Origin of the sequence: Kluyvera georgiana, assembly GCF_050990895.1 — a bacterium.
GTDB lineage: Bacteria > Pseudomonadota > Gammaproteobacteria > Enterobacterales > Enterobacteriaceae > Kluyvera > Kluyvera georgiana.
In genome coordinates, this window is record NZ_CP158865.1 from 1,108,270 (window position 1) to 1,128,253 (window position 19,984).

Consider the following 19,984-nt stretch of genomic DNA (forward strand, 5'->3'; position numbering starts at 1 on the left):
TTATTATTTATTTTTGAGAGTAAATAGATGGTTCTTTTACGATATTTTTACGTGATTGTTTGTTGCATTGATTTTCAATGCAGATATGATTGATGTCGCATTTCTAATGCACATAAGATATTGGCGATTAGCCTTAATTTATAAATAAAAATACTCTCCGTCTTTAATAAAGGCATGGAGGGCGATTACTTGTTTAATACCCTGTGGATGGAATCGAAGATTAATAATCATGGAGGGCTTTACGGCGATGCGCGGATAAATCGTTTTTACCCGGCAACCGTCAGCATCAATGCATATCAATCAGAGATGAAGAATGAAAACACAATTTCGTATTATGGCAGGTGTCATCGGCTTAGTGGTATCGGGGGCGGTAGCCGCTGCCGGTTCTACACAAGGTAAGGGTGGGCAGGTCGAATTCACCGGGGCCATTACGGATGTTTCTTGTAACGTGACCAGCGGCAGCACAAACCCGCAGGTCGACCTTGGCACGTGGGCACAATCCTATTTTACCGGTTCTGGCGTCGAGACGACCAAAAAGTCCTTCCAAATTAGCGTCCAGGATTGCCCAAGTTCGGTAACCCAGGTTGCCGTGCTGTTTGATGGCAACAAAGACAAGACCGATACGACATTACTGGCCATTGCCTCAGGTGGCGCAACGGGTGTCGGCATTAAACTGTATGAAGCAAACCAAAGTAAACAAGTCATTCTGGGTAAGGTAAGTGATAAACACCCGGTCACCGCTGGGTCATCAGGCACCAACACCGGTACCGCCGATTTGACCTTCTATGCCGACTACAAAGCCACCGGTACAGCCATAACCACCGGGGCAGCAAACGGTACTGCTACCTTTAATATGATTTACAACTAATTAAAGCTCTGAGCAGAAGGCGGCTTCTGCTCAATTTCTCTTTTATTCTTTAAATCTGGTTTTTCCCAATGAATCGTTTTATCGCGAGTCTGGCTATTTCTTTATTTATCATTTCATCTGGTGCTCATGCGGGGATCGTTATGGGGGGCACCCGCGTTATTTATGAAGAAGGTAAACGTGAGGCGTCTATTTCTGTTACGAATGCCGATGCCGCAATGCCTTATTTAGTTCAGTCATGGGTGGAAAATTATCTGACTACGGATAAGGGGCAGCCGCCGTTTATTGTGACGCCGCCGCTATTTCGTCTGGAACCTGAACAGAAAAATATGCTGCGAATTAATTATACTGGAGCACAATTACCCACCGATCGTGAATCGGTATTCTGGTTGAATGTGAAAAGTATTGCTCCAACGCAAAAAGATGATGTGAATAAGCTGCAGGTCAATATTAAATCGAAGTTTAAGATCTTCTATCGGCCGAAAAATTTAGCGGGCGAGGCGGAAAGCGCCTGGCAAGCGCTGACATTCAGTACGACGGGAAACCGGTTGGTTGCCCATAACCCCACCGCGTATTTTGTTTCCTTCTTTTCACTGTCTGTTGGTGGGCAGGAACTGGAATCGCCAGGCATGATTGCCCCTTTCAGCGATCAATCGTGGCCAGTCACGCGTTCAGGCGTCGTGAAGTGGCGGGCGATTAACGACTTTGGCGGCATTACAGACTCCGCGCAACAGTAATCTTGCTGACAACTCCCATCGTGAAAAAGAGAACTTCCGACAATGCGTTTGATGAGGCTGGCATTGGCCGTCATCCGCTTATGGCCTGGATTCCCGCGGCGTTGCTGCTGCTGTGCTACCACAATGCTACGCGGGCCGAGGACTATTTTGACCCTTCGGCGTTAGAGCTTTCCGACCCGCAACAGAAAATGGCCGATCTGCACTATTTCGCAAAACCCGGCGGCCAACAACCGGGTCGTTATCCGGTGGACGTGTGGATCAATAACCAGCAAATGGGCCATGAAACCATTGAGTTTGTCGATGTTAATGGCCGGCTGCAGCCACTTTTAACGCCAGCCCAACTGGCCGAGTATGGCGTAAACATTAGCGCGTTCTCGTCATTTGACTCGCTGGATGAAGGGGAAACCTTCAGCCTGATTGGCAAGTTCATTCCCGATGCTTCCAGCACGTTTGATTTCACCGAACAGCGACTCAAACTGAGCATTCCGCAGGCGGCGATGAATCTGCAAAGCCATGGTTATGTTGACCCTTCCCGCTGGGATGATGGCATTCCTGCCGCATTTGTCGACTACAACCTGACCGGTGCGCAGACACAGCAAAGCGGCGGTGACTTTCGCTCCAGCTATTTAAACTTGCGCAGCGGTATTAACCTGGGCGGCTGGCGGTTGCGCAATATTGCCGCGATGCAGTACGACAAAACGCGTCGCTGGCGTTCGCAAAGCACCTATCTACAGCATGACGTGCGCGCTTTACAGAGTCAGCTGCGCATGGGCGACACCTATACCAGCGGCGATATTTTCGATAGCGTGCAGTTTCGCGGCATTCAGCTGATGTCCAATGAAGAGATGCTGCCGGATAGCCAGCGTGGCTTTGCGCCGACGATTCGCGGCATGGCCCACAGTAACGCCAAAGTGACCGTCTCCCAGCATGGCTATGTCATCTATGAAACCTTTGTCGCGCCGGGCGCATTTGTCATTAACGATCTGTATCCGACTTCGCAGAGCGGCGATCTGGACGTGACGGTGAAAGAGAGCGACGGCTCAGAGCGGAAATTTACCCAACCGTTTTCAGCGGTGCCGTTTATGCTGCGCCAGGGACGCATAAAATACAGCGTCAGCGCGGGGCGTTTTTACTCCACGCAACCCCAGACCCGCCGTCCGCAGTTTATGCAGTCGACCTTATTCTACGGACTGCCCGCGGGTGTGACGCTCTATGGCGGCACACAAATTGCGGAGGATTACCAATCCTGGTCGGTCGGCGCGGGGCGGGGATTTGGCATGCTGGGCTCGCTGGGCGTTGATTACACCAGCGCGGTTACCCGTACGCCGTCCAGGCAGCGTTATAACGGCCATTCGGCGCGCTTACAGTATCAAAAAGACTTCGTTACTACCGGCACGACGCTGAGCCTTGCAAGCTATCGCTACTCTTCCAGCGGTTACTACGATTTTAGCGAAGCCAACGCCCTTGAGGGACGTTATGGCGAAACGGACAACAAGCGTAACCGTGAGGAGATCTCGCTGTCGCAAACGCTGGGAGGCGTAGGTAGCTTGTCCGCTTCTGCCTGGAAGCAAACCTATTGGCATTCCACGCGACACGATCAGACCGTTCATGTGGGTTTCTATAGCGCCTGGCGAAGCGTCTCCTGGGGAGTGGGGTATTACTATACGCAATCGTCGCAAAGTAATAAAAATGACCGCTCGTTCTCTTTTAACCTCAATATCCCATTAGGCGAGATGCTGCCGGATGCCTCCGTTAGCTACAGTACCACCTCCGATAACAACGGCTATACCTCTCAGCAGGCCTCGCTGTATGGTTCGGCGCTGGAGGAAAATAACCTCTACTACACCGTGCAACAGGGCTACGGCAACCATGGTCAGGGGGGGAACAGCGGCGTGTCGCTGGACTACCGTGGCGGCTATGGCGAAGCACAGCTTGGCTATCAGCGTGATAAAACCACTCATCAGATTAACTGGGGCGCGTCCGGATCCATTGTGGCGCATCCTCATGGTGTGACTCTGGGCCAGTATACCGGTGACAGTTTTGCCATCGTCCGGGCTCCCGGGGCGGATAACGTGGCGATTCAAAATGGCACCGATCTCCATACCGACTGGCGTGGCTATGCCATCGTGCCGACGCTCACGGCGTATCGTAAGAATGATATCAGCCTGGATACCGAATCAATGGCGGATGACACCGAGGTAGAACTGGAAGGGCAGACGGTGATCCCCGGAGGCGGTGCGATTGTCGAGGCGGATTATGAGACACATATCGGACACCGCGTATTGTTTACGCTTCGCGGCAAAAATGGCCCGCTGCCGTTTGGCGCGAGCGCAACGCTTGCGGGCGTAGCGGGCGCTGACTCAGGAATTGTGGCAGAGCAGGGACAGGTTTATCTCAGCGGCGTTCCGGATGATGGCACCCTGGTTGTGCGCTGGGACGTAAACCATGTCGCGCAAAGCTGTGCGGTTCATTTCCATCTTTCCAATCATCCACAGCGTAATCCGGTCAAAACGGTGAGCGCGGTCTGTTTATAAAAGGGCTTGAGTATGTACATCGGTTTTCGGCGCTTTTGCATTCTTGTTCTGCTCATGCTGGGGGCAAACAGCCCGCAAGCCTGGGCAGAAAGCTGCAGTAATACCATCGGTGATATGACCGTGAACACGCAGAACATCAAATATCTGCCTACGCTGCCGAACAATACGCAGATGTCCCATTCGATGGCGGATAATGGCAGCGGTGTTCGCTTTTCTTGCGATTTAGCGATCCCCGCCGCCGGGTGGAAGCGCGTGGTGTATCAGCAAATGGATACCCAGGGGGCGGCGACGGCGGTGAATGGGGTGCATATTTTTGCCAGTAAACTGAACGGTCTTGGTTACTCGCTGGGGTTTCAGTGCAATGGCGGCGCGGTGCATTACATTGATGGAAGCTCGTCTCCGGCGGGGAGTGAATCGGCAACCATCTGCGACAGTGCCGATATACCGGCGCTACTTGGCATGAAAGAGGTGATCATTAAGGCTTATGTCACCTTCTACAAAACCGGCGACGTACAGCTGAGCGGGGGCAACCATACTAACGTGGATGCACAGCCGCAGGTTGGGAAACTGTTTATGGAACTGCAGTCCGCATCGGGGAAAACCACGACCAGCACGTCGCCAACCTTCCTTGGACTCTCGGCGCTTAACGTCGATATCGGTGCCAGCGGGAGCTGCCAGGTCACCACTTCCACGATTCATGTGGCGTTAGGTTCAGTCAATAAATCCGAATTTAAAGGTATTGGCACGACCGGAGGTAACGCCCAGACGTTTGCTATTCCGGTTTATTGCTCTCAGCCGACCGAGGTACGGATAGGCTTCTTTGGTGTAGAAGATGCATCCGGGCAGCCGAATATTCTGGCATTAACAAAGACCAGCGCGGCAGCCAGCGGCGTTGGCGTGGCACTGAACTACGGCAATAACGGCGCGCCTGCCCCGGCAGCCGGTACGGCGGTGAAAATTAATGAAGCCACGAACCTTCCGATACTGAAAAAGGTGGCGGCAAGTAACGCCGCCAGCGCTGAGCGAATTAACTTCACTGCCCATTATGTGCAGACTGGCAATGTGGTTAACGCCGGGACGGCGAACAGTATGGCGACGTTTACGCTTATTTATAATTAATGGTGACGGGCGAAGCGCCCGTTTTCCTTCGCGTTCTTCTTTAGGTGGCGACAATGCGCGGAATATAAAAAAAGCCGCGAATGCGGCTTTTTTTGTGTGAACGTCAGGTTATTCGGTAACTTTTTTCTCAAGCTCAGCGGCACCATCTTTGGTTTTATCCCAGCCTTCCTGGGCACCTTTTTTGGTGGCATCCCATCCTTTCTCGGTGGTTTCCTTGGTCTTATCCCAGCCTTTCTGCGCGCCTTCTTTGGTGGCGTTCCAGCCTTTTTCCGTCCCTTCCTTGGTTTTATGCCAGGTTTTCTGCGCGCCTTCACTTACCTGGCTGCCGACGCTGTCGCTTTTCCCTTCGGCGGCATGTTTTGATTTCAGTTTCAGCTCTTCACCCTGATTCTGCGCCTGATGCAGTTTTTCCTTCGCGGTGTTGGCGTTTTCCTGTGCTGCGGCCACGGTGTCGTCAGTGGCGTGAGTCGTTGCGGCAAAAACCGGTGATGCCAGCATAAGTACAGATAATGCAATCATTGTCTTTTTCATAATGTCCTCATCTAACGATCTCAGTGTTATGAGCATGAACAAGGTTGGCATACCGGAGATTATGCGTCTCCAGGAATAAACTGTAAGTGAATCATCTGGGTTTTGAATGAATGTTATGATCGTTGGGGGCAAAGGTGGGCTTCGTCCACGACGGGTCGTATCGTAAGCGACCGGGCGGATTACGCACTAAAAGTATGGATTTTCCCTCGTCAGCGTCCTATCCTGAGAGCAAATATACGAGGTTATCATTATGAAAGATGTTGTTGATAAGTGCAGTACCAAGGGGTGTGCAATCGATATTGGTACAATTATTGAAAATGACGATTGTACCTTTCAAATCGAGCGAATTTTTCCGACGCAAAACGAAGCGGAGCTAGCGGCCGCTAAAATCCAGAAACTGGCTTCTGCTGCGGCATCGGATGGGAAACCAGAGGTTGAGTATCAGATTCTGAACGTCGACAACGAAGCAAAACTGGACGCTTCTGTGACATTCTCTTGTCAGGCAGAAAAGATCATTTTTGAATTATCATTACGGTCGGCATTCTGAGTGTAAGCGCGCCTGCCGGTATGTTCAGTGGATGAACGGCGGCAGGCCTGTTAAACGTACCTCCTGGACGCCCAGGTAAATGTGTTTATCTCCGACGGTTGCCATTGCGCTATATCGGGCTTTCTTGTCCTTTGTCGGAATAACCATAGAATTATGCCTTCAGTCTGGTTGATATATCCCTGATGCGCTTACCCACTAAATAGTGGACATATGGCTAATCGAGATAACTCCTGAAAAATATTCCTGTTCTTGCAAAAAAATATCTGGCCTGAATATAAGCAACTCGATATTCTGAAATGCTTTGTCTTTTTTGTGAACAGGAAAAAGTATGCTGAGTTCGTTACCCGATTTACACAGAAGTTTTGCAGAGCAACTCAAACTTAAATTTCAGTCAGATTCGCGAATTCATTCCCTTCTTGCCGGCGGTTCGATGATTCATGGCGGATTTGATAAATACTCCGATCTCGATTTTGTCGTTGTCGTCGACCCTCTCCACTATGACGAAATCATGGCGCAGCGTAGGGAACTTGCCGGAACATTAGGCCATCTGCTGCATGCTTTCACCGGGGAACATGTCGGAGAGCCTCGCCTGCTCATATGCCTGTATGGCCCTGAGCTCCTGCATGTCGATCTAAAATTTGTCTCCCTGGAAATGCTCACTCAACGCGTTGAGGAGCCCGCGGTATTATTTACCCGTGATAACACGGCGCTGGAGCGACAGCTGGCAAAATTTAGTGCCCACTGGCCCAACATGACGCCGGAGTGGTTTGAATCCCGAGCCTGGATCTGGCTTCATTACGCAGTGGTTAAGCTGGGAAGGGGCGAACTCTTCGAAGCGATGGGTATGCTGGCATTTTTCCGCGAGCAGATTCTGGGGCCCATGCTGTACCGTCGTGCAAATCTACCGCAACGTGGGGTTCGCCGTATTGAATTTCACGGCATTGATCCTGATGGCCTGCTGACTTCCACGCTGGCAACGCACGATCGTGATTCTGTTAGCCTGGCTATCAAAATGGCCGCTGATGCTTATATCAATCTGCGAGCTGATGCTGTGCCTGACAATATCGCAGACGATGCGGCCCGTTGGGCGGTCCTTACCATGCTGAACGAGTATTCTGACAGGGGTTAAATCTATACACTCCGGTCACTTACGCGGCCGGAGTGTAAAAGTATCATCGAATAGCCAAATCCCGAGGTGGATATCTCAATTCAGCTGCTGCAATCCATGCTGAAGCCAGGTTCAGGTGTCCAGGGGAGGGGAAAGTTCAAATGGTTGCTGAGGCCCTGGAACAGACGTTGAATTGGGCGTTCTCAGAACCTAATGCCACGCTTTATTCAATCCGGGCACTGACTCTCCAGCCATTGACCGACGACGGGCCATAATGTCTTTGCGCATCGCGCACGAAAAAATCCCATATGACCAATAGACGACAGACCAAACTCTGCGCGTCGTATCTCGCGGCGTTCTATTTTGGCGTTTTGCACCGGCTCCAACAAACGTGTAATAGCTTCAGTGTTAGCCCACGGGTCGTCATCAAAACCCATCACCAATACGGGTAACGTTATCTCACCTGCCCGTTGGCGTGCATTCCAGTCTGGGTCGTCGTAGAAATAACCCGGCATTGCGCTCCAGCGCCCCCACTGACGCATCACCGGAGCCGGTAAATCTTCACCCAGCCCCAGAAGCCTGGCAGGCATGTAGCCGAAGATACGGCACAGAACCGGGGCCAGAACACGCAATAAGCACCAGACGCGCACTTTTTCTACCGTTCGTTTTATCGTGCTCGTCACGCCAGCATGTGAAGCCACAATGGCTGCGGCACGCAAGGTTTGGGTGGCAGACGAAAGCAGAACGGCGTGACCTCCCACACTGTGCCCTACCGCCAGCAGGCTAACGCCAGGGAAACGCGCTTTAGCCCATGCGGTTATGCATCCGACGTCCTGCTCGATCCAGTCTGACATTGAGACGTTGTAGTGACGGACCCTCCCGGTCTTCGAAAGACCCGTGCCGCGGTAATCATAAGTGAGAACGCTGAATCCTCTGTTAAAAAGATACTCTGCAAATCCCTTATAAAATGCCTGCACAACCGCCGTTGCCGGGTGAATGATAACCATCGCCCTGGCATTGCTTCTCTCCCAAACCGTGGCGGCCAGAAATCCGCCCTGGCTGACGGGGATAGTGATCGAATTCATTTTTTGCGCCTTGCTTTTGTGGTCATACCAGTTGAGTCTGAATTCAATCTAGCCTTTGTTACGGAATTCGGCGATTTTTTTTCTATTTTGAGCCTGATGCCCGTTTTTCGCTCACAGCGTAACTCGTCCGCTGCGTGCCAGGTGCGGACTTTCCTCTTTTGTTAAACAAAGTTGTTGAAACGAAACCGTTTCATGATAAATCTATAAATATAATAAGACGAAAAGGAAGAACAAATGAAAATCAGGCTTGCAGTACCTGAAGAGGCAGAGGAATGTTGGAATATACGGAATCTTTCTATCCGGGAAGGATGTAAGCCAAGTTATTGTGCCAGAGTCCTTGAGGACTGGACGCCTGAAGCTATGCCTGAACATTACAGGGAGGTTATTACGGAAAATCCTTTTTTTGTTGTCGAGTTGCCTGATACAGGGTTGGTGGCAACGGGATATCTGGATCTTACCGAAGGTAGCGTAGAAGCTATTTTTACATTGCCGGATTATTTTGGTAAAGGTTTTGCTAGCCTGATTATTGAAACGATTAAAGATGAGGCGATTAAAAGAGGGTTGAAACAGTTAACCTTGACCTCAACACCAAACGCACAAACTTTCTACGAAAAGCATGGTTTTATGTTTATCAAGGAAACGACATCCCCATCAAGACTTGCCAAAACAGATCTGCGTTGCATGGATATGTCTATCACACTATCAGTCTGAATTTTCTTGTGCTTTTGGCAGGATAGCTCACCAACGGAAATCGAATCGCTACAAGTTCAGGAGCAGCTTCAAAACCTTGGGCTGGCTATAACTCATGTGTTCAATGTTTGCTCCTCGCTCGCGGCAGACCTCAGCTCAGGGAGATTGCCCACTTCGAGCCACAAGCGGAAGTTGGCGGGTTAGAGACTGTTGAAAAATTAATGGTTCGTAATGCAGGGATGCTTAAATAGTTGTATGTCTTATTGGCAGTTTTGCTCCTTGCTACAAAAAAGGAAAAAGTAAGTCCACAAATTTATTTGTTCTTGAAATATATGATTCAAGAGACACAATTACCTTCTATATTTGTATTGAAATAGCACATCAGGCTGGTTTTAAGGAGAAGGTGCTAAGTTTGGTAATAGGAAACAAAGAAGCTATTTAGCTTTTGCTAATAAAAAAGCTGCCCGTAGGCAGCTTTCTCACACAGCAATAACTATGGCGTGACGATATTGAACCAGAATTCAAATTTATCCATATAGCCCAGCATTTCGTCGAGCTTCGCACCGTCGCCTGAGATTTTAACTTCCCCTTTATCCTGCGCCTGTTTCAGCGTTTCTTCTTGCAGGATAATTTTGTTCAGGGTCGCGCGGTCCAGAGATATGGTCGCATCGGCATCTTTCGCTTCTGCATTGGCGGTATGATTCAGTACGCCGTTTTCCAGTTCCAGTTTGTATTTACCGCCGTCGCTGCCAAGGTCAATGTTAAACACCGACTTCGCATTGCCCGCTTTCTCGCCGTTGATATGGACTGCCAGATAGTCGAAGAACATTTCCGGAGTCATCGCACGCACGGTATCGGGACTGGCGGTATTTGGGGTTGGCCCCTTCAATACGCCATTACGCAGTTCCTGCGCGCCGGTCAGATAGAAGTTACGCCATGGGCCAGATTCAGCCTGATAGCCCAGTTGTTCCAGCGCATCCGCTTCCAGATTACGGGCATCCTGGTTGTTCGGGTCGGCGAACACTATCTTGCTGACGACCTGCGCAACCCAACGGTAGTTACCCTGATCAAAGTCTTCTTTGGCTTTCTTCATGATGGCATCCGGGCCACCCATGTAGTCAACGAACTTCTTAGCCGCTTCTTCTGGCGGCAGTTCGTCCAGGGTTGCCGGGTTGCCATCGAACCAGCCGAGGTACAGCACGTAGGTGGCCTTCACGTCATGGCTGACCGAACCATAGTAACCGCGGTTTGCCCAGGTGTGTGCGAGGCTATCCGGTAGCTTGAAGTTGGCGGCGATTTCATCCCGGGTCAGTCCCTGGTTGGCCATACGCAACGTCTGGTCGTTAATATAACGATAGAGGTCACGCTGGCTTTTCAGCAGGTTAACCACATTTTCGTTGCCCCAGGTCGGCCAGTGGTGCTGTGCCATGATGATTTCTGCTTTATCGCCCCAGCGAACAATCGCTTCGTTTATGTACTTAGACCACGGCAACGGCTCACGAATTTTTGCACCGCGCAGAGAGTAAGTGTTGTGCAGGGTATGGGTAACGTCTTCCGCAGACTCGATGAGTTTTTTCTCTTCGATATACCACAGCATTTCAGACGGGGCTTCTGACCCTGGGGCCAGCATAAAGTCGTAGGTCAGGCCATCAATCACTTCTTTCTGACCGTCTTTTTCAATGATATTCGTCGGTGCGATCAGGGTAACCGTACCCGCTGATGTTGTGGTTCCAAGACCTGCGCCAACCTGGCCCTTCGCATCGGGCTTCAGCAGGTTGCCATACATGTAGCTGGCACGACGACTCATGACGTTACCGGCCATAATGTTTTCAGCTACTGCGGCCTCCATAAAGCCAGAGGGTGCGTACACCTTTACCTTACCGGCCTTCACATCGGCTTCATCAACGACACCGCGTACACCGCCATAGTGGTCAACGTGGCTGTGGGTATAAATAATTGCGACAACGGGTTTTTTACCGCGATTTTTGTAGTACAGGTCCATACCGACTTTTGCGGTTTCGGCAGAGACCAGCGGGTCAACCACCGTAATCCCTTCTTTACCTTCGATTATGGTCATGTTGGACAGGTCGAGGTTACGGATTTGGTAGACACCGTCGGTGACTTCAAACAGGCCGCTGATATTAATCAGCTGAGACTGGCGCCACAGGCTTGGGTTGACTGTTGCGGGGGCCTTTTCACCTTCTTTGATAAACGCATACTGCTGTGGATCCCAGATGACGTTACCTTGTTCGCCTTTGATAACTTCAGTAGGCAGTGCGGCAATAAAGCCCTTATGAGCGTTAGTAAAATCGGTATTGTCAGAGAATGGTAATTGGTTATACAGCGCGTCGTTGGCTTGTTGGGTCGTTTCGGTTGCGTCTTTTGGGGTGATATCAGCATAAGCAGGCAGAATGACCGTTGACATCAGCCCGGCGAGCGCCAGACTTTTGACAATAAGCTTTTGTTTCATTGGGACCCTCTTTGACTTGTATTGGCTGGGTAAAACATTAGCGAAAGTAAGATATTCATACCGTTACAGATTTAGTGTAGATATTTATGTTTAAACAGGAGGTTTTTTTGCATTTTGCAATGTTGTAGCTGTACACAGGGTGGGGGGATTTTATTAGCAAGGCGATCATTAATAATGAGATATATTACATTAGTGTATTATTCTAAATTAGAATCGATTGCTGTAGCTCACGCTGGTGAAACAAAGTGGCGGGCTGTTGTATTTGACTTGAAAGACGAGTGATTTTTCCTGGGGTGACTGCATGTGCTGGTATTAAGGGCAAGCTCATTATTGTGGGGGGGGGGGGCCAGATCTCCTCAGGGGCATAATCATTATGTCGGAAGATCTCTAAAAGTGAATGGCACAGATTGCAGGGATGCTTACATAAGCGCCATGTTCGCTGTCTGGCTATTCATCGGTTCAAGTGGATTACGGTAGCCGGGGAAAACATAATCTCTGTGCTGACTAATGGTCTTCATCACTTCCAGAATAGCCAAAGCTTGCGCAGAAAGCGGAACGATATGCTCACGCTTCATCTTCATGCGACCAGCAGGGATACGCCATTCTTTTGCGTCAAAGTCGATCTCATCCCAGCAAGTCGTTGACGCTTCGGCAGGTCGGATCATCGTTAGTAATTGCCATTCAGATGCTAACATCCTGTAACATATTAATTTAATGGTGTATCCTCATTTCTATAGGAAAAATCCGCTTTAAAGCGGTTGCTGATTGTGATTATTAGTTTTGTGAGGCAATGGCAATGTGCGAAAGGACGTTAAAAAAAGATGTTTATTCTGAATGGGTTATACGCAATAGCCTGTACTGGATGACTTCTCTTACTCAGTGGAAACTTTGTGAAGATATATCCTCCTGGACAATCTCTTTTGAAAACGATGGTCCCGAATGCCTCTATGAATTCGAGAGGCTGCTGAATGATTATGCTTTGCGAGAAAAACTACAGCATAAAACGGGGGCGTTGAGAGACTCTATTGTCCATAAAGTGCTACGCAGTGTCGATGAAAGGCTTTCGTAATGGAATTGATGCCATTCAATTTTGATAGATTGCCTAATGGACGGGTTTTTATAAGCAACCTCGCTGGCTTTCATCACTTCATTAATGAGCAAGAGCTGCTAGATCTTTCTGATGAGCAAATTAGTGCAGAGCAATCAAACGCACTAGAAAGCAAGCTGTTCATAACCAACGAAAGCTCATCAGCTATTGCTCCCTATGCTTTAAGTTCAGCTTTTGCAAAACGATTGATGAATGAATTGGCGCTCAGGCCAATTTTCATGATTGTGCCCACACTGCGTTGCGACCATACCTGCAAGTATTGTCAGGTCAGTAGAGCTTCAGTGAACGCCCCTGGATATGATCTAAATCCCTTTCTCATACCTGACATCATTTCAACTATCAAAAAACTATCGACACCACCTTACAAGATAGAGATACAGGGTGGAGAGCCACTCTTGCGGTTCGATTTAATTCAGTCTATCTATGAGCAATGTGCTGAAACGCTGGGAAGTACCAATTTTGAGATGGTGGTAGCATCAAGCCTGTCTGTCTTGAATGAGGATATGCTTGAATGGTCGAGAGATAGGAACATAACGTTTTCTGTTTCGCTTGATGGTGAGGAAGTTGTTCACAACAGTAATCGAATTCTTGGTCATGGGCTTGCTTACAGTAGAACAGTGTCAGGGGTAGAGGCTATCAAACGGTCTTTAGGCGCTGGTCGTGTTGCAACGGTTACTACAGTTACTAAAGAACTTATCAGGCACCCTGAATCGATTGTCCAAGCTCACTTATCTCTTGGCCTCAAGGACATGTTTATCCGACCTGTTAGTCCCTATGGGTTTGCACAAAAAGCATCGTTCACCTTTTCTATGGACGAATACTTAAGTTTCTATGCCTCGTTGATAGATGAAATCCTTAAGATCAACAATAAAGGGATAAGGGTTGTGGAACATTCGGCCTCCATTCATCTGAAAAGGATCTTCAATCCCGGCTTTAGTGGTTATGCGGATTTAAAGTCGCCAAGTGGGGTCGTGCTTAACAGTATTCTTTTCAATTATGACGGTCGAGTATATGGTAGCGATGAGAGCCGTATGTTGCAGAAGGTGAATCCTGAAACGGAGTTCAGTGCGGGTGAGGTTAAGACGCTATCATTTTCCAAGAGTCCTTACTATAACGCAGTATTGAGTTCATCGTTCAATTTTGCTCTGCCAGGTTGTGATACATGCGCGTATCAACCATTTTGCGGTGCAGACCCATGCCAGAACATAAGTGTACAAGGTGAGCCTGTTGGTGATAGGAGTCGTTCAACGTTTTGTCAGTATCACAAGGGAATGTTCAGGTATCTGATGAACTGCATTTCAGAAGGTGGTCCGAAGGCTGAGATGCTAAAAGGATGGGCATATGTCTGAGGTTATCAGGAACGATATCTTTCATTTTGCTTCAAAAAAGAATGTGCCCACGGGATTCTATCGGTTATGCAAACAAAAACCAGTGAACCCTTTATTCTTTTTGCCCAATTTACTGGTAGTTGCTGAAGGCAATAATGATGCCATTCTACCATGCTTTGATTACTCTGTTATTAGCACTGAATTATGTGAGTCAATTGAAGATGGAGATATTGGGGTAATTAACAATGGCAATATGATCCGCGTTATTCTGTCCCGCAGAGCCAATCATAATACTGTCTTAGTAACGGAACGCTGCAATAACTTGTGTCTCTTTTGTTCGCAGCCACCAAAGAAATCAAATGATGACTGGCTACTTACCCAATCAGCCCTTGCTATCGCTTCATTTGGGTTGAATGGAGTAGTTGGGGTCAGCGGTGGTGAACCTTTGCTGTATGGAGATGATTTCCTTAACTTCATTGATTTTATCATCGAGAATTCATCAGGTACTGCTTTGCATGTTTTAACAAACGGACGCAAATTTGCTGATACCAACTTTACTCATGAAATGGCAAAGCGAAGTAAAAAGATAAAAATCACCTTTGGTATACCGCTCTACTCATCAAGACCACTTGTGCATGATCATTTGGTAGGAAGTGATGGCGCATTTAATGAAACGGTTAAGGGGTTAATCAATGCAGGGAACTCAGGGATTAATATCGAACTTAGAGTTATTCCGACACTGGCTAACTATACGGAATTGGATGACATCGTAGAGTTCGTTGGCCGTGTTTTCTCCAACATCAATCAGATTTCCCTTATGGGGTTGGAATCTATCGGTTGGGCGCGAAAAAACTGGTCAACAATCTTCATTGAACACAGCAGCTATAGTGAGAAAATAACCTCCGCTATAGACGCTGCACACAGGTCAGGTATACCTCTAACAATTTTTAATTATCCTTTGTGTCATCTTCCTGAAAGAGCCTGGGAGCTTGCTGCTCAGTCGATCTCTGATTGGAAAAATTACTATCCTAAAGAATGTGATGAATGCACTCAGAAGTCTTCCTGTGCTGGTTATTTCAGTTCTTCAACGGGCCGTTTCCATCAACCACCGAGACCAATTTTATGAAAAAATTTAATTTTGCTGCTCTACTTCCGGGGTTTTTCGCACTCAATAATTCTGTATGGGCAAGTGATTCATCTACCGGAGCAAGTGATTTGCCTGGTATGACTCTTAATGAACATGATTTAGTGATAGCCCCACTTAACACCGAAGTTCCATTCTACATTGCAGGGCATCGCAGTCATAGCTCCCATCGGAGCCATAGTTCTCACCGTTCATCATCAGGTGGCGGGTACTATGGTGGCAGCACTCCCTATTATCCAAAAACATACAGCTCACCAAGTTCATCTGGGTCTTCAAGTTCAGGAACAAGTTCCTCATCGTCCTCTTCCTCTGTGCGTTCGCTTCGTTCTAACGACAATAACAACTCTACTACTACGAATTCTGCTGGAACTACAGAAGCTAACCGTGCAAGTAATGGGCTGACTTCTGGTACAGAGAAGCGTAAGCGCTTAATCATGCGGGTTCAATTCGCTTTGCTGGACAAAGGTTATTACAACGGGAATATTGACGGCATAATGGGGCCTTCCACAAGGCAGTCAATAAAAAATTATCGCATTGCGAACGGACTACCAGTGCCCTCAAGTGAAACCTTAGATACACAGTTGTTAAATTCATTGAGTATTTTAGCTCGATAAATCAAGTATATTAAAAATTTTTCACTTTAACATTAACTTGTATGAATATATATTTCAGAGGCGATTAAATGTCAGTCAGCTATAACATATATAGAATGCCATATAAGAGTCTTCCAGAATTGACAAAAAAAGTCATTAAAGAAGGGCTTGTCGAACAAAAAACTATTCTACATCAATCTTATCAACTCAAATTTTATTTTTCTGATAAGTTAAAAGGAAATGAAGTATGGTGGTGGGATGTTTTTAGTGATTTCTTCAATGAAGAAATTGAAAAGCCTCATAATATATTCTATTTTGGCCTGCTAATAGGATTTAAAGAAAAGGACCCTGAGAATTGCTATCTTATCAGTCTTGGTAAATCACATTTTTATCTCAGCAAGTTTATTGAAGCAGACTTTGGGCTGAATGTGGCAATGCGTATAGCTAATGATGAAAATATTTTACTCAAGAAAAGCAGATTCTTTTGTGGGGGAAAGAGTCAGGAGGCATCCTCATACTCACAGTTTGTTCAAGGATCATATTTTCCTGGCGAATCCATCGAGCATCTCAAAACAAAAGCCAAAGAAACTGACAAGTGGGGATGTAATAATATAACTTTTTCTGATTCAATTCAGCTAAGTTTGGATGGTGCCCCTACTGCATTAGTCGATGTTTTCAATGATATTGATTCTTCGTTGGCAACCAAAGAGAAAATCGAATTTCCTAAATCGGAAAAAATCACTGACGAGTCAAAGATAGATGAGCTTGATAATTATCTACTTCAATCGATCATTACAGATGATGCAAAAGTTATTATTGATGAGATTCAATCTTTTGGTGCCTCTATTGTAATTAATAATTCTTTGACATTTTTTAAATTGCACACAAAAGTTGAGGGGAGTGGAAAGTATCTTCAATCATCAGATAAAATTAATGACATAAAAATAGCAGATGTAAAGAAATTCATAAAAACTAACGACATAAAAGATGTCAATAAAGTTTTTGTTAAGATAACTAATGAAAATAACAGTGGTCATACAGCCTCGTTAAAAGAAATATTGAGCATTACTTATAGCGAGGGCAGTGAGCACTTCTTCCTTAAGAGGGGAGGATGGAGTCGATTTAACTCTGCTTTTATGAAGTATTTGTCTACTTCTTTATCCAGTATAAAATTTGAGGTTAAAGATGCTCTTAAGGAAGACGACTTCAAAGTATGGCAAGCTGAAAAAATAAAACAAATCGCAGAAGGAACTTCTAAAGACAAATTAGAATATAGAGAGTATTATTTTAATGAAAAGATGTCTGATGAGAAAGGTTATATACTTCTAGATCGCCAGCTAAAAAAAATACCATCCTTACGTGATAATGGCAAGGACTACAATGTTGAAGTTGCAGATCTTTATAAAAATGGAGAGATTATTGCTGTAAAGATATCAGATAAACCGCATGATCTAATTTATAATATTGAGCAGTCAAAAACTACAATTCAAACTATAGTAAGAGGAGTAGTAAAATTTGAAGAGACAATTACTGATGTGGTTTTATGGATCTCAACTACTACAAAAGCTAAAAAATTAATTGACATCAATTCTATTCAATTTTTATTGGCGGTTCAAACTTGGAAGGAAGTTGTTGAAGGATTTAATCTGAAACCAAAGATATATTATTCACATCACGACAAATCCCAAAAGAAAAAGGGAAAGAAAAAAAACGTATCTTAAATCTCAACTTAGAATTGGTTATGGAGAAAGATATCAGGCTATAGCGTCTCAGTATCGCTCCAATATTGGTGTGGATTATGTATCACCGATACTACCAAAATTATTATGTTTTAGGTATGGTGATTTACCGCCATACCTCTTTTGTATTTATCTCGCAATGATGTTGTTTACTTTTGTTTAAGTCTTCTAAGCTTCATACTTTCTAATGAGAATAATAATAGAGTTGTGCTGTATATAAAACCAGAGTTAGTTAATAACTTTAAATTTAATGCTTCAGGATTTTCACTGAGAAAATGAAAGGCATAAACTAAGTATACAGCTAAAGTAGCCGTTCCAATTGTTGGTCCAATATCGCCTTGATCATGAGGTTCAAGGTTTACATTGAACTTAAAAATTAGCCATTCAAATCCCCAAGTTAAAAAAACAACTAATGTCATGGCTGCAAATAATTTCGCAATGTTATCTGCTGATGGATTCATTAGAACCGATTGTTCCTGAAAAAATTCGCAAAGTGAGAGTCCGAAAAAAATAAAAAAAAGCGGTCTGGAACTGAATTTTTCAAAAACTTTGAATAAGGCTTCCATTTTCTGCACCTTCAGGATTATATTAACTATTCTGATGCCTAGGCTACCAGAGCATTTAATCTTTGAGTTTGAACGTAATCACTCCACCATTGCATCAAACTCTGTCGTTCTATCAGATATTCTGCACGATTGTATGCTGCGATAATTTCATCTTTTTTAGAGTGGGCGAGTGCTGCCTCAAGAACTTCAGCTCTGAACTTACCAGACTCCTCTGCCGCTGTTCTTGCAATCGAACGCATACCGTGAGCTACAAGTTCGCCTCCAAACCCCATTCGGATAATAGCTGCGTTGGCTGTTTGTTCATGCATATGATTAAGAGGCGCTTTTATGCTGGGGAAAACCCATTCTCTATGCCCACTTATTGATTTCATTAATTCAAGGATGCGCAAAGCTTCTTTACTCAAAGGAACTTTGTGAGGCTTTTTCATTTTCATGAAATCAGCAGGAATGTTCCAAATGCTGTTGGTTGTATCAATATCAGACCACCTTGCGCGAACGGCTTCACCCGGACGAACCCATGTCAACAATTGCCATTCAATTAGCATACGTGTTTCCAACCGGATTGACGCATTCGTCAAAGATTCCATAAACCTTGGCAATTCGCTTGGGGGAAGGGCAGGCATATTTTGCTTTTTTGGTTTACTGAATCTTTGACCAAGGTTGTCAGCCGGGTTGAACTCAATAAGTTCTTCAGTAGCTGCCCACCGGAAGATTTCATTCAGACGTGAAATGATACGGCGTAGAGTTTCCAATACGCCTCGTTGCTCAATAGGATCAAGGTGTTGTTTTAAGAGCTTAGGTCGGATCTCATTGATAGGGACATTACCCAGACCGGGAAAGACATTTCTCTCTAAGCTGCGCCAGATGTCTGCTGCATGGTCTTGTGAGATACCTGATGTCTTTACCTTCTCATCTAACCATTTCCGCGCTACGGCTTGGAGAGTGTGCTCAGTAGCACTCTTTAATGCCTTCGCCTTATCGTTGTTATGGATTTGTGGATCAACACCATTTGCCAGAAAGGAAAGATATTCATCACGTAAGGCTCTGGCTCTTGCCAGTGTAAGGTGAGGATAGGTTCCAAGGCTCATTTTGGTTCTTTTTTTACTCACTGGCACTGCATACCTGAAATACCAATTCTTCTTTCCTCCTTTCGAGAGGGGAGCGATTCGTAGTATCAAACCATCTCCGTCAAACAAGTTGATTTCTTTGTCGGCTGGCTTGGTGCTTTTGATTTCAGTGTCAGTGAGCTTCTTAGCGATTTTTGCCATTTTAGGCCCCTCGGTTTATGGACCCTTCTTAGTGGGTCCCATTCAGGGTGCCATATGTGATAGTTCTCAGCAATTCTCACTGGACGACAATAGACGTAAAAAAGCCCGCAGAGCTTGTGCTATGCGGGCTTAGTAGACTTTATTGTACTTCAAACAACTAAAAAGTGGTGGAGCTGGCGGGAGTTGAACCCGCGTCCGAAATTCCTACATCCTCGGCACTACATGCTTAGTCAGTCTTTACATTCGCCTGGCACCTGCGGACAGACACGCCACTACCAAACTAGCCTGATTAGTTTTAACGCTTCAACCCCAGGCAGGGCTTCCACGCGATCTCTTTTGGGTTTGACCTCTCTTTGATCCCCGTCTTAAGAGCGGAAGCTAGGGAGAGAGGGCTCAGAGCAGGTTATTAAGCTGCTAAAGCGTAGTTTTCGTCGTTTGCGACTATTTTTTGCGGCTTTTTACGAGGCCAACCGCCCCTCGGCATGCACCTTGGGTTTCGCAAATCCCGTCGAATCCAGAATCAGCCCCAATGTGTTCACACAGTATAACAGA

Annotated in this window: 16 protein-coding genes, 1 other RNA gene and 2 pseudogenes; 12 read left to right on the top strand and 7 right to left on the bottom strand. The window is 46.4% G+C overall.

The features are described 5' to 3' along the window. The first annotated feature begins 313 nt into the window (after positions 1–313). The 4 genes from ABTW00_RS05310 (at position 314) to ABTW00_RS05325 (ending at position 5,255) form a co-directional block, all read left to right on the top strand. On the top strand, positions 314–868 hold the full coding sequence (locus tag ABTW00_RS05310) for a fimbrial protein (protein WP_433639349.1): 555 nt from the start codon (positions 314–316) through the stop codon (positions 866–868). Between the two features lie 68 nt (positions 869–936). Next, positions 937–1,602 carry a fimbrial biogenesis chaperone gene (locus ABTW00_RS05315; protein ID WP_276852272.1) on the top strand — a complete coding sequence of 222 codons (666 nt, stop codon included), beginning with the start codon at positions 937–939 and terminating at the stop codon, positions 1,600–1,602. Between the two features lie 80 nt (positions 1,603–1,682). Then, a complete protein-coding gene (locus ABTW00_RS05320; protein WP_433640934.1) occupies positions 1,683–4,136 on the top strand; it encodes a fimbria/pilus outer membrane usher protein in 2,454 nt (817 codons plus the stop codon). Between the two features lie 12 nt (positions 4,137–4,148). Next, on the top strand, positions 4,149–5,255 hold the full coding sequence (locus ABTW00_RS05325; RefSeq protein ID WP_433639352.1) for a fimbrial protein: 1,107 nt from the start codon (positions 4,149–4,151) through the stop codon (positions 5,253–5,255). Positions 5,256–5,363: 108 nt separating this feature from the next. Here ABTW00_RS05325 and ABTW00_RS05330 read toward each other — a convergent pair whose 3' ends face one another. Then, complete coding sequence (locus ABTW00_RS05330) at positions 5,364–5,786, bottom strand: hypothetical protein (protein ID WP_276852268.1); 423 nt, start codon at positions 5,784–5,786, stop codon at positions 5,364–5,366. Positions 5,787–6,036: 250 nt separating this feature from the next. On the opposite strand from ABTW00_RS05330, the gene ABTW00_RS05335 reads away from it, so the two are divergent. Together ABTW00_RS05335 and ABTW00_RS05340 are read left to right on the top strand one after the other, a co-directional pair. Beyond that, positions 6,037–6,333: a DUF406 domain-containing protein gene (locus tag ABTW00_RS05335; RefSeq protein WP_276852266.1), complete on the top strand. Its 297-nt coding sequence runs from the start codon at positions 6,037–6,039 to the stop codon at positions 6,331–6,333. A gap of 328 nt (positions 6,334–6,661) precedes the next feature. Further along, a complete protein-coding gene (locus tag ABTW00_RS05340; protein ID WP_433639356.1) occupies positions 6,662–7,462 on the top strand; it encodes a nucleotidyltransferase domain-containing protein in 801 nt (266 codons plus the stop codon). A 206-nt stretch (positions 7,463–7,668) separates the two neighbouring features. On the opposite strand, the gene ABTW00_RS05345 is transcribed toward ABTW00_RS05340, so the two are convergent. After that, on the bottom strand, positions 7,669–8,526 hold the full coding sequence (locus ABTW00_RS05345) for an alpha/beta hydrolase family protein (RefSeq protein ID WP_433639358.1): 858 nt from the start codon (positions 8,524–8,526) through the stop codon (positions 7,669–7,671). Between the two features lie 234 nt (positions 8,527–8,760). Between ABTW00_RS05345 and ABTW00_RS05350 the strand changes: the two genes are divergently transcribed. Continuing rightward, complete coding sequence (locus ABTW00_RS05350) at positions 8,761–9,237, top strand: GNAT family N-acetyltransferase (RefSeq protein WP_433639361.1); 477 nt, start codon at positions 8,761–8,763, stop codon at positions 9,235–9,237. 472 nt (positions 9,238–9,709) lie between these two features. On the opposite strand, the gene ABTW00_RS05355 is transcribed toward ABTW00_RS05350, so the two are convergent. Beyond that, positions 9,710–11,686, bottom strand: coding sequence for an alkyl/aryl-sulfatase (locus ABTW00_RS05355; protein WP_433639364.1), 1,977 nt, complete (start codon positions 11,684–11,686; stop codon positions 9,710–9,712). A gap of 425 nt (positions 11,687–12,111) precedes the next feature. Next, a pseudogene (locus ABTW00_RS05360) lies at positions 12,112–12,369 on the bottom strand (tyrosine-type recombinase/integrase); the annotation flags it as partial. A 113-nt stretch (positions 12,370–12,482) separates the two neighbouring features. Between ABTW00_RS05360 and hxsD the strand changes: the two are divergent. The 5 genes and pseudogenes from hxsD to ABTW00_RS05385 all read left to right on the top strand — a co-directional run bounded on the left by hxsD (position 12,483) and on the right by ABTW00_RS05385 (position 17,761). Beyond that, on the top strand, positions 12,483–12,755 hold the full coding sequence (hxsD, locus tag ABTW00_RS05365; protein WP_000333417.1) for a His-Xaa-Ser system protein HxsD: 273 nt from the start codon (positions 12,483–12,485) through the stop codon (positions 12,753–12,755). Further along, positions 12,755–14,143, top strand: a complete 1,389-nt coding sequence (hxsB, locus tag ABTW00_RS05370) for a His-Xaa-Ser system radical SAM maturase HxsB (protein WP_433639366.1) — start codon at positions 12,755–12,757, stop codon at positions 14,141–14,143. Before hxsD ends, hxsB begins: the two co-directional genes overlap by 1 nt. Beyond that, on the top strand, positions 14,136–15,248 hold the full coding sequence (gene hxsC / locus ABTW00_RS05375; RefSeq protein ID WP_433639368.1) for a His-Xaa-Ser system radical SAM maturase HxsC: 1,113 nt from the start codon (positions 14,136–14,138) through the stop codon (positions 15,246–15,248). Before hxsB ends, hxsC begins: the two co-directional genes overlap by 8 nt. Continuing rightward, positions 15,245–15,880: a His-Xaa-Ser repeat protein HxsA gene (hxsA, locus tag ABTW00_RS05380; protein ID WP_433639371.1), complete on the top strand. Its 636-nt coding sequence runs from the start codon at positions 15,245–15,247 to the stop codon at positions 15,878–15,880. Before hxsC ends, hxsA begins: the two co-directional genes overlap by 4 nt. Positions 15,881–15,948: 68 nt before the next feature. Next, positions 15,949–17,761, top strand: a pseudogene (locus ABTW00_RS05385) (DUF6119 family protein). Here the strand turns inward: ABTW00_RS05385 and ABTW00_RS05390 are convergent. The 3 genes from ABTW00_RS05390 to ssrA all read right to left on the bottom strand — a co-directional run bounded on the left by ABTW00_RS05390 (position 17,748) and on the right by ssrA (position 19,960). Further along, a complete protein-coding gene (locus ABTW00_RS05390) occupies positions 17,748–18,164 on the bottom strand; it encodes a hypothetical protein (RefSeq protein ID WP_000387701.1) in 417 nt (138 codons plus the stop codon). The pseudogene ABTW00_RS05385 and the gene ABTW00_RS05390 overlap by 14 nt on opposite strands. 38 nt (positions 18,165–18,202) lie before the next feature. Further along, complete coding sequence (locus ABTW00_RS05395; RefSeq protein WP_433639374.1) at positions 18,203–19,432, bottom strand: integrase domain-containing protein; 1,230 nt, start codon at positions 19,430–19,432, stop codon at positions 18,203–18,205. Between the two features lie 165 nt (positions 19,433–19,597). After that, positions 19,598–19,960, bottom strand: a transfer-messenger RNA (tmRNA) gene (gene ssrA / locus ABTW00_RS05400). Positions 19,961–19,984 lie beyond the last annotated feature (24 nt).

Coding starts and splice junctions, on each gene's coding strand:
- hxsC (WP_433639368.1), top strand. CDS start 14,136: ATGTCTGAGGTTATCAGGAACGATATCTTTCATTTTGCTTCAAAAAAG.
- ABTW00_RS05315 (WP_276852272.1), top strand. CDS start 937: ATGAATCGTTTTATCGCGAGTCTGGCTATTTCTTTATTTATCATTTCA.
- ABTW00_RS05310 (WP_433639349.1), top strand. CDS start 314: ATGAAAACACAATTTCGTATTATGGCAGGTGTCATCGGCTTAGTGGTA.
- ABTW00_RS05355 (WP_433639364.1), bottom strand. CDS start 11,686: ATGAAACAAAAGCTTATTGTCAAAAGTCTGGCGCTCGCCGGGCTGATG.
- ABTW00_RS05325 (WP_433639352.1), top strand. CDS start 4,149: ATGTACATCGGTTTTCGGCGCTTTTGCATTCTTGTTCTGCTCATGCTG.
- hxsA (WP_433639371.1), top strand. CDS start 15,245: ATGAAAAAATTTAATTTTGCTGCTCTACTTCCGGGGTTTTTCGCACTC.
- ABTW00_RS05340 (WP_433639356.1), top strand. CDS start 6,662: ATGCTGAGTTCGTTACCCGATTTACACAGAAGTTTTGCAGAGCAACTC.
- ABTW00_RS05320 (WP_433640934.1), top strand. CDS start 1,683: ATGGCCTGGATTCCCGCGGCGTTGCTGCTGCTGTGCTACCACAATGCT.
- ABTW00_RS05350 (WP_433639361.1), top strand. CDS start 8,761: ATGAAAATCAGGCTTGCAGTACCTGAAGAGGCAGAGGAATGTTGGAAT.
- ABTW00_RS05345 (WP_433639358.1), bottom strand. CDS start 8,526: ATGAATTCGATCACTATCCCCGTCAGCCAGGGCGGATTTCTGGCCGCC.
- hxsD (WP_000333417.1), top strand. CDS start 12,483: ATGTGCGAAAGGACGTTAAAAAAAGATGTTTATTCTGAATGGGTTATA.
- ABTW00_RS05330 (WP_276852268.1), bottom strand. CDS start 5,786: ATGAAAAAGACAATGATTGCATTATCTGTACTTATGCTGGCATCACCG.
- ABTW00_RS05335 (WP_276852266.1), top strand. CDS start 6,037: ATGAAAGATGTTGTTGATAAGTGCAGTACCAAGGGGTGTGCAATCGAT.
- hxsB (WP_433639366.1), top strand. CDS start 12,755: ATGGAATTGATGCCATTCAATTTTGATAGATTGCCTAATGGACGGGTT.
- ABTW00_RS05390 (WP_000387701.1), bottom strand. CDS start 18,164: ATGGAAGCCTTATTCAAAGTTTTTGAAAAATTCAGTTCCAGACCGCTT.
- ABTW00_RS05395 (WP_433639374.1), bottom strand. CDS start 19,432: ATGGCAAAAATCGCTAAGAAGCTCACTGACACTGAAATCAAAAGCACC.